Below are 14738 nucleotides of genomic sequence, written 5' to 3' on the forward strand. Positions count from 1 at the left end.
TTTTGCAGGGCCGACTCAGTAGGCCGCTTGATCAGCGTATCGAACACATCAAATGTAATGGCTTCGACATCTGGGTCGGCAACTGCCCGACGGAACTTGGCGAGCTCCGACTGTCTTGCGGCCCAACGCTCCCCCGAACGAGAGAGGTCGCGCTCCGCTCGCTCCGTGGTGAACGCCGCCAATAACCTCTGACGGTAGGTCGGATCAACTCGGTCAAAGGATGGGAACAAATCAAGGCCCTTTGCTCCTGCTCGCTTCCGTCGCAGCATTTCGCTGAGAAGCCCCGTGAGAAAACCTTGATCCGAAACGACCGCTGAGGCTAACGGTTGGTGTTTGCCGAGAATGAACGAGAGCGTATTGAGAGCTCGCTCCGACTCATCCATTCCGTCCGCAAGCTTTTCTGGAGTAGAGAACGGTGCGAGGAAGGTAGCTTGAGGCACACGAACTTGCCGCACCCAAGCGAGCGCTTGTAGCCCGAGCGATGAGGAGCACGTGATAACCTGATCAACCAAAGGCAAAAGGTACTGCGAGACGCTGCTTACACGATCAAACTCCTCCCGATAGATCAGATTCGGGTAGGCTTTCTGAAGAGCCGGCAGAACCTCCTTGTTCAGTACCGTATCGGCCACCCTTGGCGTGACATATTGCGTGACGACGACACCAACCGTCGGATCAGTGTTACGCAGAACATCAAGCAGGAACTCCATTTGATTGGCGTAAGGGGTGTCCGCCTGAAAGGAGTAATGGGCGCTTACCTGAAGAGGCAAGAGAGCCAGTGACAAGAACCTTTGCTTTGGGTCGAGAGACTTGCGATCGAACGGTTGTATAGCTGTAATTGAATCCCGAACCTTTGCTACGAAATCCCGGGCGAGCGAGAAATCGTCGCGTTCAACGCCTACTCCCTGTTGTATAGCTTCAGCGAAGTTGTACAGCGCACCTTTCTTGTAGAGACCGACCGGGTCGAATGTGACAGTGTGAGGGTATGGCGGCCGGCTGAATGCTCCAGGCATCTGATGAACGATAAGTGCATCGGGATACATTTCCTCAAGGAACGGAACAGGCGTCTCCCAAAGCAGCACAAAGTCGTAGTCTTCCCGCAAGATTGGCGCGAGATTGGCTCTAATCTTGAAAAGCTGTGTCTCGGTCGGTGCGGCGTAAAGCGTCACCGACGGATCTGAAAGATCACCGAACGCCGCTATCTGCCTTTCGATACTGAACTCAATGACTCTGATATTGTTATCTAGCAGACTTCTCTCGGAACTGAGAAACTCAGGAAGAACGAAATCAACCGACCAGCCCGCATTCAGCAGCAGATTTGCTTGTGGTGCGAGGTGTTTTCTAAGGCAGTTACGAAAGAAAATAGGGTCGCCATGCGCAGCCCAAGGCGGCAGCCAAAAGAGTACGTTCATAGTCCTGAATCCGTGTTCGTGTCAAAGCCCGAGCAGCACCTTGGCCGACACAGCAATCTGGTACAGGATCTGGGTGATGCCGCGCGTGATCTCGACGTTCTTGGTCTCGATCTTGGGCAGCACCATGATCTCGTCGCCTGGCTGCAGGGTCGTCGCCTGGTCGGCCGGCACGACGACGCCGTCTTGCCGCAGCACGATGAGGCGCGACTGGTCCGCGCCCTGGTTGTAGCCGCCGGCGCGCGCCACGTAGTCGTCGGGCTTGGAGCCCGGGCTGTACACGATGGCGTTGGGAAAGAGCACCTCGCCGCTCACCAGCACGAGGTTGCTGCTCTCGGGCACACGGATCACGTCGCCGTCTTCCAGCAAGGTGTTGGGGGCTTCTTCTCGCTGCGCGAGGATGACCTGCCCGCGCGGCTGGACGTTGCGAGCGCGGTCGATGAATTTGAGGATCTGCTCGGCCTCGCGGGTGCGCAGCGCGGCTTCCTCGCTGGTGGCGCTGCGGGCGGTGAGGGCATAGGTTTCGAGGCTGCGCAGCGAGGCGTCGAGCATCTCCTTTTGCCGTGCCGCCACAGACTTGCGGAACAACTGCACGGCGGCCACGTTGGCCTGCGGCGCGGGCTTCAGCCGCTCCAGTGCGTCCCTCAAGCGCGAGCCATAGGGCAGCACCAGCGTGCGCTCGCCCAGGTGCGCGCCCTCGATGCGGACGAGGATGGTGCCGGGGTACTTGTCGGACGTGACGTTGATCTCGTCGCCGTTCTCGATGTGCACGCGCCCGGCATCGGCCAGCGGGTGGTACTCGCTGCGGCGCTCGGCGCCGATCTTGCGCACGATGCTCATGTGGGTGGCCCCGGGCTTGGGCCGTGCCATCTCCAGCACCTGGCTGGCCGCAACGCGCGGCTCGGCGAACTCGAAGACGTAGGGGTTGAGCACCTCGCCGCCCACCTGCACGGTGTGCTTGCGCGGGTAGGCCACGATGGTGTCACCGTCCTGAAGCTGCACGTGATCGATCTGCCCGTCCAGCAAGAAGCGGTAGAGGTTGAACTTCGCACGCACCTGGCCGCCGCGCAGCAGGTCCACTTCGAGGTAGCTGCCGCGGTCGGGGTCGATGCCGCCGGCCTGGTCGAGGTAGTACAGCACCGAGTCGCTGCTCAGGCCCCCGTACAGGCCCGGCGCCCGCACGAAGCCGGTGACGTACACCTTCACGGGCTGGGCCGCTGCCAGCGAGGCATACACGCCCACGTTGGCACGGAACACGCGCTTGACCTGTGATTCGACCAGCTCGTTGAGTTCCTGGTTGCGCACGCCCAGCACGCGGATGGGCCCCACGTTGGGGATGAAGATGTTGCCCTGGGCATCCACGGGCTGGGTGGCGTCGAAGTTGAAGCCGCCCCACATGCGCACGGTCACCTGGTCGCCGATGGCGATCTGGTAGTTGGGGTTGAAGCCGGCGAAGGGCACCGCGCCAAAGCGGCCGGTGAAGATCTGCGAGCCGAACATCACCGGCTGCGCGGCGGTGAGCGGGTTGGGCGGCAGCGGGGCGGTCACGCCGGTGCCGGCGGCCGTGCCCTGGCCGGCGGCAGTGGGGGTGGCGGTGGCGGCGGCCGGGTTGGGTGTGGAGCGGCTGCTCAGCGGGGCCAGTTCGGTGGCGCCCCTCGGTCCGGTGGACACCGGGTCTCGCAGTGTCTGGGCCAGACTCACCAGCGGCAGGGCCGCCAGCACAATGATCGAAGTGTGGCGCTTCATGGCTCTCGTCAGTCTTGGTGCTCTTGGATGGTGGCCACGATCAGGCGCGTGATGCCATACAGCAGGCAGCACACGATGAACAGCGTGAACAGGTTGTACAAGCGCCGCGGATACAAGGCGTCTTCAGGGAGGTTGGGCGACTCGATCACCACCAGGCTCTTGAGCTTGCGGGTCGCATCGATGCGGGCGTTCTCCACGGCGGTCAACGCGAGTTTGTAGGCGTCTTCGGCGAAGCGCGCGCGCAACATCAGGTCTTGGAAGCGGGCGGCCTGCTCGTTCAGGCGCACGTCGCGTGGGCCCACGGTGGCGCGTGCCCGCTCGGCTTCGAGCTGCTTGCGCAGGGCCTCGACCTGGTTGCGCAGGGCCTGCACTTGAAAGGAGTCGTCATTCAGGTAACTGCGCAAGGCGCGCAGTTCGGTTTCCTGCTTGGCCAAGGCCGCTTGCAGCTCGGCCACCAGCGCGCCGCTGGCCTGGGCCTCCGCGGTGGGATCGAGCAGTTTGTGCGTGGTCTGGAATGCCAACACTTCGTTCTTGGCGGCTTGCAGTCGCTCGGCGGCACGGTCGAGCTCGCCTTGCGCAAACTGCATTTGCTCGCGAGCCATGCGCTGGGAGTAGGCGTTCACGAAGGCTTCGCTTTCCCGCAAGATCGCGGCGTTGAGCTTTTGCGCGAATTCGGGCTCGAAGCCTTGCACGCGCACGGTCAGCAAGCCGGCTACCTCATCGAACAGCACCTCGACGCGTGCGCGGTAGTACTCCAGGAACCATTCCTGGCTGACGCCGGCCCACAAGCGGAAAAAGGGGTCGAGCGTCTCGGCCTCGTAGTGGGCGCGCAGGCCCAGTTCGGCGTCGAGCTTTTTGAGCAGGTCCAGCGAATGGATGTATTGGCGCAAGTACAGGTTGTCTTCCCGCGAAGCCGGGCTGATGCCTGCCAACAGCAGCGCCGCGCCCGCGGCCCCCGCGGCGTTTTGATTGGCCTGGCGCACGGTGACGATGGATTCGCTGACGTAGCGGTCTGCCGCCAAAGCATAGTAGTACACCGCCGCCAGTAGCACGGGCAGGGCAATGAGCAGCAGTTTGAGCCGGGCAGGCGTGAGCGCGGACAGGAGCTTGTTCATGCGGCCTTGCCTTCAGCGGTGGCAGACGGTCCTTGATGGTAGGCAGCGATGCCTTCTCGCACGTCGTTGTACAAGGTGGCCCGTCCGTCACGGACCAGCACGACCACGTTGCAGTACTGCTCGATGTCTTTCATGGAGTGTGAAACCAGGATCAGGCGGGAACGCTCTAGCTTGCTGCGGAAGACTTCTTGGGACTTGCGCTTGAACTGCGCATCTCCCACGGCCATGACTTCGTCGATGAGGTAGTAGTCGAAATCGAAGGCCATGCTCAACCCAAAGGCCAGTCGTGAGCGCATGCCAGAGGAATAGGACTTGACCGGCAAATCGAAGTATTCGCCGATGTCGGCAAACTCTTGCACGTAGCGGACCTTCTCTCGCATGGCCTCACCACTGGCGCCATAGAGCCGGCAGACGAACTTCACGTTGTCGCGCCCGGTGAGCGAGCCCTGGAAGCCGCCAGACAAGCCCACCGGCCAGGAGATGCGCGCATCGGTAACGACCGCGCCGGCATCGGGCGCGTCGATGCCGCCGATCAAACGCATCAGCGTGGATTTGCCCGCCCCGTTGGGGCCGATGAGGCCGATGTTGGCCCCTTCGGGGAAAGTAAAACTCAGGTCACGGAAGACGTAGCGCCGTCCACGTGGCGTGGGATAGGACTTGGTGAGACCGCGCAACTCGATCATGGCCACCGTGTTCAGGATGCCAGCAAGCGGTGGCGGCGCACTCGGTACAAGCTCAGTCCCAGCGCCATGGTGCCGAGGGCCCAGGCCGACACATACGGCAGGCTGACCCCATGCACCACGTGATACTGTGCAAAGAAGTAGCCGCGCGAGAGTTCGATGGCGTGCAGGATCGGGTTCCACAGCAGCCAGGGCAGCACCTGCGGCGGCAGCGCACTGACCGGGAACATGATCCCGGAGAGCAGATACAGCGGCATGAAGCTGATGCGAATGAAGCTGCGCGCATTGGGCAGCTCGTCGGTGGCCACGGCAAACACCAGCCCCAACCCAAAGCCGAAGACCAGCAGCACGGCACTCACCCCCATCAGCTCCAGCGGGCGCGCCGGCAGCACGGTGAACCCCACCCAAGCCATCGCACCCAGCATGATGAGATAGACGGCGCTGTACAGCGCCACCTCGAGCAACGCACGGGCCACCAATGGGTCGATCGGCTTGACTTGGCGGTAGCCAAACAGACCACGGTTGGCGTCCACCGCCTCCATGCCGCGCAGCGTGAGATTCTTGAAAATGAAAAACGGCACCAGCCCCACCAGCAAAAACACGGCGTAATCCACCCCTGGCAAGACGTGGTGCCGCATGAAACCGAAAATCAATAACAAAATGACGATGTGGGCCAACGGCTCCAGCAGTGCCCAATACACGCCCAGCCAGTGCCCGCCGAAACGGGTTTTGAGCTCACGCAGGAACAGCGCGAACCACACCGAGCGCTGGACTTGCCAGGCGGTGCGCTGCGCAGGGCGGGGTGGAGCGGCCATTTCGTCAGATGGAGTGTCAGGAACGGCAGGGTGCAATTGTGCCCTCCCCCCACCCTGGCGCGGGAGGCGGGAGGCAAGGCAGCAAGGGCGAAACGTCGGCAGGACGCCGCGTCACGATCAGACGTGGGAATGGCACCCGTACAACCTATCTAGTATAAGAACTGGCGCCGGGCGAACCCTGGAAACAAATGCGTACGGATGCACACCCTCTTGGGGGATGGACGAAGGCCCTGCGGTGCGTCCTGATCGCGGCCGGCATCGGGCCCGTCAGGGCGCAGGACGGCCGGAATCTCTGAAACATAGTTTGCAAATACTCACTTCATGACTTGGACTGCCCGCCAGTGGCTGATGAGCCCGCTGTGGTGTGCCTCGCTGTTCACCACGGCTAAATCCTTCCGCGACAACCCGGTGATCGGCTCGCCCCGGCTGAATGCCTGGGGGTTGCATGTGGCCCGGTTGCGCGCGGCGCACGCTCTCGCGGCGATGCGCCGGCGCCGCCTGGCCGGCCTGGTGTCGGCGCAGGACCGCGCCGCCTTCGAGCGGGACGGCTTCGTTGTGAAGCACGACGTGCTGCCACCGGACGCATTTGCCGCCCTGCGCGACCGCTTGCTGGCCCACCGTGCCCCGGCGCGCGAGATGCTGCAGGGCGACACGGTCACGCGGCGCATCGCGCTCGACCCGGCCTTCCTGGCCGCCCAGCCGGCGCTGAGGAACTTCCTGCGCTCGCCGCTGTGGCATGGCCTGACCCGCTACGTGGGCAGCTTCGACCAGGAGCCGGTGGCCTACATCCAGACCATCCTGTCGCACGTGGTGCAGGCCAAGCCCGACCCGCAGACGCACCTGCACGCCGACACCTTCCATCCCACCGTGAAGGCCTGGTACTTCCTGACCGACGTGGCGGCCGATGCCGGCCCCTTCTGCTACGTGCCGGGCTCGCACCGGCTCACACCCGAGCGCCTGGCTTGGGAGCGGGCGATGAGCCTGGTGGCGGCCCAGCAGGGCGGTCTCACCGGCCGCGGGTCCTTCCGCATCCGCCCCGACGAGTTGCCGGGCCTGAACCTGCCCGAGCCCAAGCTCTTTGCCGTGCCGGCCAACACCCTGGTGGTGGCCGACACCTTCGGTTTCCATGCCCGCGGGCCCTCGCTGCAGCCGTCCACGCGCATCGAGATCTGGGGCTACGGCCGGCGCAACCCCTTCCTGCCCTGGGCCGGCGCCGACCTGCTGTCGCTGCCCGGCCTGGCCGAGCGGCGCGTGGGCTGGTACTGGCAGGCCCTGGACTGGCGCGAACGCCACTTCGGCAAGCGCAGCCCCTGGCGGGACGTGGGGCTGGTGACGCCAGGCGAGCCGGCCGTGCTGACACGGGCGTGAGACGAGCCCGACCTGTGAATGGCAGGTTTTATCTAAAATAGCTAATTCGTGATTCGCAGGAGGTTGCCATGATCACCTTCACTTCCGCCGAGGCGCAGAACCGCTTTGGAGAACTGCTCGACCGCTCTCAACGCGAACCGGTGCAGGTGACGCGCCGCGGCCGTCCAGTGGCCTATGTGGTGAGCGAACACGACATGCGAGAACTGCAAGCCCTGGACGCACGGCGCCAGGAAGCCGCGCGCTGGTATGCCCAATATCGCCAGACCCTGGCGCCCGCAGGGGCTGCCACCGATCTGAGCGACACCGACATCGACCGCCTGGTGCATGAGCTTCGGTAGACCCGTCGTGGTCGATACCGGGGTGCTGGTGTCGGCAGCGATCCGTCCGGGCTCGGTGCCGGCGCTGGCCCTTGAAAAGGCCCTGCTGCACTTCGACATCTGCTGCTCGGCCGAGACGTGGCAGGAGGTCGAGACCGTCCTGATGCGCGACAAGTTCGATCGCTACCTGTCCTTGCCGCAGCGACTGGACTTTCTGCGCGGCCTGCAAACGCACCTGACGTCCTACGAGGTGAACGAGGCCGTCACCGACTGCGTGGATCCGCAGGACAACAAGTTCCTGGCCTTGGCGTGGACGGCCCGGGCCGAACTGATCATCGCGAGCGATCCTCACCTGACCACACTCCATCCCTGGCGCGATATCCCGATCCTGCCCCCGGCGGCCTTCCTGGTGGGAGTGCGCTAGGCACGGCGGTGGTCGTGGACCCGCCTAGAATTCCCAGCCCATTCTTCGAGCCCCCACATGCAGACCCCCCCCGACCCCCTCGCCCTCGATTTCGTGAAGTTCTCGGTCGATGCCGGCGTGCTGCGCTTTGGCGAGTTCAAGACCAAGGCCGGGCGGATGAGCCCGTACTTCTTCAACGCCGGGCTGTTCAACGACGGGGCCAAGCTGGGCCGGCTGGCCGAGTTCTATGCCCGGCGGCTGATCGACAGCGGCCTGGCGTTCGACATGCTCTTCGGCCCGGCGTACAAGGGCATCACGCTGGCCGCGGCAGTGGCCATCGAGCTGGCGCGGCTGGGCCGCAACGTGCCTTATGCCTACAACCGCAAGGAAGCCAAGGACCATGGCGAAGGCGGCACCTTGGTGGGCGCGCCCGTGGCCGGACGGGTGCTGATCATCGACGACGTGATCTCGGCCGGCACCTCGGTGCGGGAGTCCATCGCGCTGATCCGTGCCTCAGGCGCCACACCATGCGGGGTGGCGATCGCCCTGGACCGACAAGAAATGGCGACGGAAAACGGCCACGATGTGCCGTATTCGGCCGTGCAATGGGTGCGCACTCAACTGGGTCTTGAGGTCTGTGCGATTGCCACCCTCACGGACTTGTTGCAGTATCTGCAAACCACGGCCGATCCGGCCTTGGGCACGCATTTCGCAAGCGTGGCGGCATATCGCGATCGCTATGGGGTCTGAACGAGGATGAAGCACGGGCTGTGGGCTTGGGCGAGCATGGCCGGCGCCGCGCTGCTGGCAAGCCTGCCTGCACTGGCGCAGGGCATTTACACCTGTACCGATGCCAAGGGCCGCAAGCACACGTCCGACCGCCCGATCCTGGAATGCCTGGACCGCGAGCAGCGCGTGCTCAACAAGGATGGTTCGGTGCGCACCGTGCTGCCGCCGAGCTTGACGGCCGATGAACGCGCCGAGCTGGAGGCGCGCGAGCGCCGGGCCAACCTGGAGCGCCTGGCGCAGCAGGACGCGATCCGCCGCGACCGCCTGCTGCTGATGCGCTATCCCAACGAAGCCGAACACCGCAAGGCCCGCGAGGCGGCGCTGGAGGATGTGTACGCCGCCATCCGCAACTCGGAAAAACGCATCGCCGAGCTGGAAGCCGAGCGCAAGCCCTTGCTGGCCGAAGCCGAGTTCTACAAGGGCAAGGCTCTGCCCACCAAGCTGAAGCAATCGCTGGAGTTCGTGGACGTGGCGGTGCAGGCCCACAAGACGCTGATTGCCAACCAGCAAGCCGAGCTGCAACGCATCAACTACCTCTTCGACCAGGAACTCGACCGCCTGCGCCGCCTGTGGGCCGGCGCTGCGCCGGGCTCCCTCCCGCTGGCCGATGCGCTGCCGCGCCGGGATGCGAGCGGGGCCAGCGGTGCGCGGGCGCAGTGAGACGACGGCATGGTGGGCGCCGCCTGTCGATGGATGTCACCGGCCGTCGGGCGGCCGAGGATCCATTGATGCGCGCCGGTCATGACCCTTGGCGTTCGCGGCGCAGCCGCGCCAGCGCGATGAACGCCTCCAGCGCCCCTGGGTTGGCCATGGCGTCGCGGTGGAGCACTTTGTCCACCGGGTGGCCCAGCAGCAGCCGCTTGATGGGCAGCTCCATCTTTTTGCCCGACAGCGTGCGCGGGATCTCGGGCACCTGGACGATGTCGTCGGGCACGTGGCGGGCCGACAGCGTCTCGCGGATGCGGGCCTTCAGGCGGGCGACCAAGTCGGCCTCGAGCGTGTGGCCTTCGCGCAGCACGACGAACAGCGGCATCCAGCTGTCGCGGCCCAGGTACTCCAGGTCGACCACCAGGCTGTCCAGCACTTCGGGAAAGGCTTCGACCACGCGGTACAGCTCAGCCGTGCCCATGCGGATGCCGTGGCGGTTGAGGGTCGCGTCGCTGCGGCCGTAGATGATCGCGCCCCCGCGCGGGGTGATTCTCACCCAATCGCCATGACGCCAGATGCCTTGGCCCTGCGGGCCGCGGTACATCTCGAAATAGCTCTCGCGCAAGCGTGAGCCATCGGCATCGCCCCAGAAGTACAGCGGCATCGACGGCATGGGGCGCGTGCAGACCAATTCGCCGACTTCATCGATCAAAGGCCGGCCCTGGCCCTGGGCGTCGGGCTCGCCGTAGGCATGCACCGCCGCGCCCAGGCAGCGGCATTGCATTTCGCCGCGGGTCACGGGCAGGCCACGGTGGCCGGCCAGGAAGGCCCCGGCGAAGTCGGTGCCGCCGGCAATCGAGGTGAGCCAAATCGGCTGGCCCCCCGGCTGAGGCAGGCGGCGCCAGATCCAGTCGTAGCACTCGTCGGACAGGGGCGAGCCGGTGGAGCCCACGGCGCGCAGCCGTGAAAGCTGCGCCACGGCCTGGGGCTGCACGTCGGCTTTCAAGCAACTGGCGTAAAAGGCCGCGCCGGCGCCGAAGAAGCTCACCCCGGCCAAGCCGGCGAAGCGCCACAGGGTGGTCCAGTCGGGCGCATCGCGGGGGCCGGCGGGGCTGCCGTCGAACAGGCAGAGGGTGGTGCCCGAGAGCAGGCCGCTGACCTGGCAGTTCCACATGATCCAGCCGGTGGAGCTGTACCAGTGGAAGCGGTCGCCGCCTTCGACGCTGGGGCCGATGTCGTTGTGCAAGACGCCGAGCTTGAGGTGTTCGAGCACGATGCCGCCATGGCCATGCACGATGGGCTTGGGCACGCCCGTGGTGCCGCTGGAATAGACGATCCACAGCGGGTGGTCGAAAGGCAGCCGCTCGGGCTCGAAGGGCTGCTCGTCGGCCACCAGATCGGCCCAGGCATGGACGCGGCGATGCGCAGCGGCCAGGGCCTGGACATCGGCCTGCGCATCGAGGTGCTGGAGCACGAGGGCATGGCGCACGGTGGGCAGTTGCGCCAGCAGCTCGGCCACCCGCGGCAGCCGTGCATGGTCCACCCCGCCGTGGCGGTAGCCGTCGCAGGCGATGAGGACCACGGGCTCGATCTGGCGGAAACGGTCGAGCACGGCCACCGGGCCCATGTCCGGCGAGCACAGCGACCACACCGCCCCCACGCTGGCCACGGCCAGGAAGGCGACCACGGTGGCCGCGGTGTTGGGCAGGTAGGCGGCCACGCGGTCGCCGCGTTGCACGCCCAGGCGCTTGAGGTGATGGGCCAACGAGGCCACCTGACGGCGCAGCTCGCTCCAGCGCATCTGCTGCAGCTCGCCGCGGGCCAGCCCGGTTTCATCGCACCACACGATGGCCGGGTGGCCGGCTCGGTCGGCCTCATCGGCATGGCGCATCACCTGCTGCGCATAGTTGAGCTGGGCCCCGCGGAACCACACGGCGCCGGGCAGGCGGTCTTCCACCAATACGCCCTCGAAGGGCGTGGGGGATTGCAGCTCGAAGTAGTCCCAGATGGAACGCCAGAAGGCGTCGAGGTCGCTCACCGACCATTGCCACAAGTCTTCGTAGCGGTCGAAGTGCAGGCCGTATCGTTGCCCGAGCCAGCGCTGGTAGCGGTGGATGTGGGGCTCGTGGGCTGGGGGCATGGCGTCTCCTTGTGTCGTTTCGACCGAGGATAGCGCCACGCATGACGTCCTGCGATGTGTCGGCGAGGGGGTAAGCGTCGCGCCAGCTCAGCAGTGCTGCACGCGCTTGCTCACGCGAGCGCCCCCGCCTTGCGCGTGAGCACCACAAACAGCTCGCCCAGTACAGTACTTGTACCGGTAGCACGACGCTTCCGGACGGCAACTGCCTATGACGCTTTTCCAGCCAGGGCGAAGGAGGAGACCCTCTCTTGCAAGGCCGGATCCAGGCACGCCAGCAAGCCCGCGCCCCCGCGCAACTCGCGCGGCAGGGCCTCGTTGAGCAGCTTGTCCTCGTCGGTGGCCAGCCAGGCGCGGGCCCGGCCGTCTTTCAGGGTGATGCCGGCAAACTCGAAGAGGGTCACGCTGTCCCAGAGTTGCATCTCCTCGCCGGCCAGCGCGGCATGCAGCGCACTGAATTCGGGCATCGTGCGCAGCAGGGCCAGCAGATCGCGCCCGGCCGGGCTGCGGTCGATCACCAGGCACAACCGTTCGAGCCGCCCAGGCGCGCCGAACTCGCCGGCGGCGATGCGCTGGCGCAGTGTTTCGCTGGTTTGTTGCGCCAGTCGTTTGCGGCGTTTGGCTTCCCCCATGAACGGCTCCTGTGTCGATGCGGCGGCCTGCACGGCGCACCAGGCGGTGATGAGGCCGTGATGTTAGGGCGATTCACCGCTCGCTTCAGGCCAGTGCCCCGCCTGCGCGGCCGCGCGCACGGCGTCGCCATCGGCATCGAGCCCAGGCGGCGGGCAGAGGGCCATGGGCCGCTGACCGTCGAAGCACATGGGCGTGAGCACGCCAGGAGGGCGGCCTGAGGCTTCGGGAGCGCGCAGGCCGCGCGCGCGCACCTGGGGGTCGTCGAAGACCTGCGCGATGTCGAGTATGGGCGAGCAAGGCACGCCGGCGGCATCGAATGCTGCCACCCAGGCCTGGGTCGGCCGGGCGAGCAGGGCGCGCTGCAGCTGCGGCACCAGCTCGGCACGGTGCTTCACGCGGCCGGCGTTGGTGGTGTAGCGCTCGTCTTGCGCCAGGGCCGCGCAGCCCATCGCCTCGCAAGCGCGGGCGAACTGCGCGTCATTGCCCACGGCCAGCACCAGGTGGCCGTCTGCGGTGGCGAACACCTGGTAGGGCACGATGTTGGGATGGGCATTGCCCATGCGCGTGGGCGGCCTGCCGCTGACGAGATAGTTCGTGGCCTGGTTGGCCAGCATGGCCACCTGCACATCGAGCAAGGCCGCGTCGATGTGGCGGCCTCGGCCGGTGTGCTGGCGCTCATGCAAAGCGGCCAGAATGGCCGTGACCGCGTAGACGCCGGTCATCAGGTCCACGACGGCCACACCCACTTTTTGTGGCTCGGCGCCCGGCTCGCCGGTGAGGCTCATCAACCCCCCCTGGGCCTGGATGGCGAAGTCATAGCCGGCGCGCTGGGCATAGGGCCCGGTCTGGCCATAGCCGGTGATAGAGCAGTAAATGAGCCCGGGGTTGAGTCTTTGTAGGCTGGCGCAGTCCAGCCCATATTTGGCCAGCTGGCCCACACGGTAGTTCTCGATCAACACGTCGGCCTCGCGTGCGAGGCTCTTGACCATCGCCTGGCCTTCGGGCGTGGCCAGATCCAGCGCCACCGAGCGCTTGCCGCGGTTGGCGCAAAGATAGTAGGCCGAGGTGCGCGCCGACTCCTTGCCCCACCACGGTGGGCCCCAGCCGCGCGTGTCGTCACCGCTGCCGGGCCGCTCGACCTTGATCACGTCGGCCCCGTAGTCGGCCAGCAACTGACCAGCCCAGGGACCTGCCAGCACGCGGGACAGGTCCAGCACTTTCACACCCGCCAATGGCCGAGGCGGGACACCGGAATCGATCATTCGACAAGCTCGTCAGGGTCAAAGGCCATCCAGCAGACACCGCGGACCCGATGTTGCCGATCCGCGGCTGCGGCCCCCTCGAGGGCGTGCGCGAAGCGCGCAGGGGGGTGGTCCATCAAAACGCCGAAATCCCGGTTTGCGCGCGGCCGAGGATGAGCGCATGGATGTCATGCGTGCCCTCGTAGGTATTGACCACCTCCAGATTGACCAGATGGCGGGCCACGCCAAACTCGTCGCTGATGCCATTGCCGCCGAGCATGTCGCGCGCCATGCGAGCGATCTCCAGGGCCTTGCCGCACGAGTTGCGCTTCATGATGGAGGTGATCTCCACCGCGGCGCTGCCTTCGTCTTTCATGCGCCCCAGGCGCAGGCAGCCTTGCAGGCCCAAGGTGATCTCGGTCTGCATGTCGGCCAGCTTTTTCTGGATGAGCTGATTGGCCGCCAGCGGCTTGCCGAACTGCTTGCGGTCCAGCACGTACTGGCGCGCGGTGTGCCAGCAAAACTCGGCCGCGCCCAAGGCCCCCCAGGCAATGCCGTAGCGTGCGCTGTTCAGACAGGTGAACGGGCCTTTGAGGCCGCGCACCTCCGGGAAGGCGTTCTCCTCGGGGCAGAAGACCTCGTCCATCACGATCTCGCCGGTGATGGACGTGCGCAGCCCCACCTTGCCATGGATGGCCGGCGCCGAAAGGCCTTTCCAGCCCTTTTCGAGAATGAAGCCACGGATGGCGCCTTCGTCGTCCTTGGCCCACACGACGAACACATCGGCGATCGGGCTGTTGGTGATCCACATCTTGCTGCCGCTGAGGCGGTAGCCGCCGTCCACCTTCTTGGCGCGCGTGACCATGCTGCCGGGGTCGGAGCCATGGTTGGGCTCGGTCAGGCCAAAGCAGCCGATCCATTCGCCGCTGGCGAGCTTGGGCAGGTACTTCTGGCGCGCCGCTTCGTTGCCGAACTCGTAGATCGGCACCATCACCAGCGAAGACTGCACGCTCATCATCGAGCGGTAGCCGGAATCGATGCGCTCCACTTCCCGGGCGATCAGGCCATAGCTCACGTAATTGAGGCCGGCGCCGCCATACGTCTCAGGAATGGTGGGGCCCAGCAAGCCCAGCTCGCCCATCTCGCGGAAGATGGCCGGGTCGGTCTTTTCATGGCGAAAGGCCTCGAGCACGCGTGGGGCCAGGCGCTCGCGGCAATAGGCCGCGGCGGCATCGCGCACGGCGCGTTCCTCGCCGCTGAGTTGTTGATCCAGCAGCAAAGGATCGTCCCAATGGAAGGCGGCTTTGGTCTGGCCCATGCGGTCTCCGGTGAGGCAAAAGCAGGAATGCGCCGATGCTAAGCCGCAGGGCAGGGGGTTTCAACCGACAATTGCGCATCGACTCGTGAGAAAAACTCACTCCGTCCGCTTTGCAGGAGCGC

At 65.7% G+C, this 14738-nt stretch carries 14 protein-coding genes; 5 read left to right on the plus strand and 9 right to left on the minus strand.

Annotated elements, in window-relative coordinates; all coding sequences use genetic code 11:
- From CTA01S_RS00005 to CTA01S_RS00025, 5 genes are all read right to left on the minus strand, one after another.
- Positions 1-1409, minus strand: a 1409-nt coding sequence (locus CTA01S_RS00005; RefSeq protein ID WP_198150726.1) for a hypothetical protein, incomplete at its 3' end; no start/stop codon positions are given.
- Positions 1410-1430: 21 nt separating this feature from the next.
- Positions 1431-3152, minus strand: coding sequence for a polysaccharide biosynthesis/export family protein (locus tag CTA01S_RS00010; RefSeq protein ID WP_062190808.1), 1722 nt, complete (start codon positions 3150-3152; stop codon positions 1431-1433).
- Between the two features lie 8 nt (positions 3153-3160).
- A complete protein-coding gene (locus CTA01S_RS00015) occupies positions 3161-4267 on the minus strand; it encodes a KpsE/RkpR family capsule polysaccharide export protein (RefSeq protein WP_062190811.1) in 1107 nt (368 codons plus the stop codon).
- Positions 4264-4950: an ABC transporter ATP-binding protein gene (locus CTA01S_RS00020; protein ID WP_019562180.1), complete on the minus strand. Its 687-nt coding sequence runs from the start codon at positions 4948-4950 to the stop codon at positions 4264-4266. The genes CTA01S_RS00015 and CTA01S_RS00020 overlap by 4 nt, the downstream gene beginning before the upstream one ends.
- A gap of 11 nt (positions 4951-4961) precedes the next feature.
- Positions 4962-5762 (minus strand): ABC transporter permease, encoded by an 801-nt coding sequence (locus tag CTA01S_RS00025; protein ID WP_062190814.1) that lies wholly within the window; start codon positions 5760-5762, stop codon positions 4962-4964.
- Between the two features lie 321 nt (positions 5763-6083).
- On the opposite strand from CTA01S_RS00025, the gene CTA01S_RS00030 reads away from it, so the two are divergent.
- From CTA01S_RS00030 to CTA01S_RS00050, 5 genes are all read left to right on the plus strand, one after another.
- Entirely contained in the window at positions 6084-7130 is a 1047-nt protein-coding gene (locus CTA01S_RS00030) for a phytanoyl-CoA dioxygenase family protein (RefSeq protein ID WP_062190817.1), read from the plus strand.
- Between the two features lie 68 nt (positions 7131-7198).
- Complete coding sequence (locus tag CTA01S_RS00035; RefSeq protein ID WP_062190820.1) at positions 7199-7468, plus strand: type II toxin-antitoxin system Phd/YefM family antitoxin; 270 nt, start codon at positions 7199-7201, stop codon at positions 7466-7468.
- On the plus strand, positions 7455-7871 hold the full coding sequence (locus CTA01S_RS00040) for a putative toxin-antitoxin system toxin component, PIN family (RefSeq protein ID WP_062190823.1): 417 nt from the start codon (positions 7455-7457) through the stop codon (positions 7869-7871). The genes CTA01S_RS00035 and CTA01S_RS00040 overlap by 14 nt, the downstream gene beginning before the upstream one ends.
- A 57-nt stretch (positions 7872-7928) precedes the next feature.
- The gene (gene pyrE, locus CTA01S_RS00045; RefSeq protein WP_062190826.1) at positions 7929-8600 is read left to right on the plus strand and encodes an orotate phosphoribosyltransferase; all 672 of its coding nucleotides are present in this window, start codon (positions 7929-7931) and stop codon (positions 8598-8600) included.
- A gap of 6 nt (positions 8601-8606) precedes the next feature.
- Positions 8607-9299, plus strand: a complete 693-nt coding sequence (locus CTA01S_RS00050) for a DUF4124 domain-containing protein (RefSeq protein WP_019562177.1) — start codon at positions 8607-8609, stop codon at positions 9297-9299.
- A gap of 79 nt (positions 9300-9378) precedes the next feature.
- On the opposite strand, the gene CTA01S_RS00055 is transcribed toward CTA01S_RS00050, so the two are convergent.
- The 4 genes from CTA01S_RS00055 to CTA01S_RS00070 form a co-directional block, all read right to left on the minus strand.
- On the minus strand, positions 9379-11427 hold the full coding sequence (locus CTA01S_RS00055; RefSeq protein WP_062190829.1) for an acetoacetate--CoA ligase: 2049 nt from the start codon (positions 11425-11427) through the stop codon (positions 9379-9381).
- A 206-nt stretch (positions 11428-11633) separates the two neighbouring features.
- Entirely contained in the window at positions 11634-12056 is a 423-nt protein-coding gene (locus CTA01S_RS00060) for a hypothetical protein (protein WP_019562174.1), read from the minus strand.
- A 63-nt stretch (positions 12057-12119) separates the two neighbouring features.
- Complete coding sequence (locus CTA01S_RS00065) at positions 12120-13319, minus strand: CaiB/BaiF CoA transferase family protein (RefSeq protein WP_019562173.1); 1200 nt, start codon at positions 13317-13319, stop codon at positions 12120-12122.
- A gap of 115 nt (positions 13320-13434) precedes the next feature.
- Positions 13435-14616 carry an acyl-CoA dehydrogenase gene (locus tag CTA01S_RS00070; RefSeq protein WP_062190832.1) on the minus strand — a complete coding sequence of 394 codons (1182 nt, stop codon included), beginning with the start codon at positions 14614-14616 and terminating at the stop codon, positions 13435-13437.
- Positions 14617-14738: the final 122 nt, after the last annotated feature.

Origin of the sequence: Caldimonas taiwanensis NBRC 104434, assembly GCF_001592165.1 — a bacterium.
Taxonomy (GTDB): Bacteria; Pseudomonadota; Gammaproteobacteria; order Burkholderiales; family Burkholderiaceae_C; genus Caldimonas; species Caldimonas manganoxidans.

Coding starts and splice junctions, on each gene's coding strand:
- CTA01S_RS00010 (WP_062190808.1), bottom strand. CDS start 3,152: ATGAAGCGCCACACTTCGATCATTGTGCTGGCGGCCCTGCCGCTGGTG.
- CTA01S_RS00015 (WP_062190811.1), bottom strand. CDS start 4,267: ATGAACAAGCTCCTGTCCGCGCTCACGCCTGCCCGGCTCAAACTGCTG.
- CTA01S_RS00020 (WP_019562180.1), bottom strand. CDS start 4,950: ATGATCGAGTTGCGCGGTCTCACCAAGTCCTATCCCACGCCACGTGGA.
- CTA01S_RS00025 (WP_062190814.1), bottom strand. CDS start 5,762: ATGGCCGCTCCACCCCGCCCTGCGCAGCGCACCGCCTGGCAAGTCCAG.
- CTA01S_RS00030 (WP_062190817.1), top strand. CDS start 6,084: ATGACTTGGACTGCCCGCCAGTGGCTGATGAGCCCGCTGTGGTGTGCC.
- CTA01S_RS00035 (WP_062190820.1), top strand. CDS start 7,199: ATGATCACCTTCACTTCCGCCGAGGCGCAGAACCGCTTTGGAGAACTG.
- CTA01S_RS00040 (WP_062190823.1), top strand. CDS start 7,455: ATGAGCTTCGGTAGACCCGTCGTGGTCGATACCGGGGTGCTGGTGTCG.
- pyrE (WP_062190826.1), top strand. CDS start 7,929: ATGCAGACCCCCCCCGACCCCCTCGCCCTCGATTTCGTGAAGTTCTCG.
- CTA01S_RS00050 (WP_019562177.1), top strand. CDS start 8,607: ATGAAGCACGGGCTGTGGGCTTGGGCGAGCATGGCCGGCGCCGCGCTG.
- CTA01S_RS00055 (WP_062190829.1), bottom strand. CDS start 11,427: ATGCCCCCAGCCCACGAGCCCCACATCCACCGCTACCAGCGCTGGCTC.
- CTA01S_RS00060 (WP_019562174.1), bottom strand. CDS start 12,056: ATGGGGGAAGCCAAACGCCGCAAACGACTGGCGCAACAAACCAGCGAA.
- CTA01S_RS00065 (WP_019562173.1), bottom strand. CDS start 13,319: ATGATCGATTCCGGTGTCCCGCCTCGGCCATTGGCGGGTGTGAAAGTG.
- CTA01S_RS00070 (WP_062190832.1), bottom strand. CDS start 14,616: ATGGGCCAGACCAAAGCCGCCTTCCATTGGGACGATCCTTTGCTGCTG.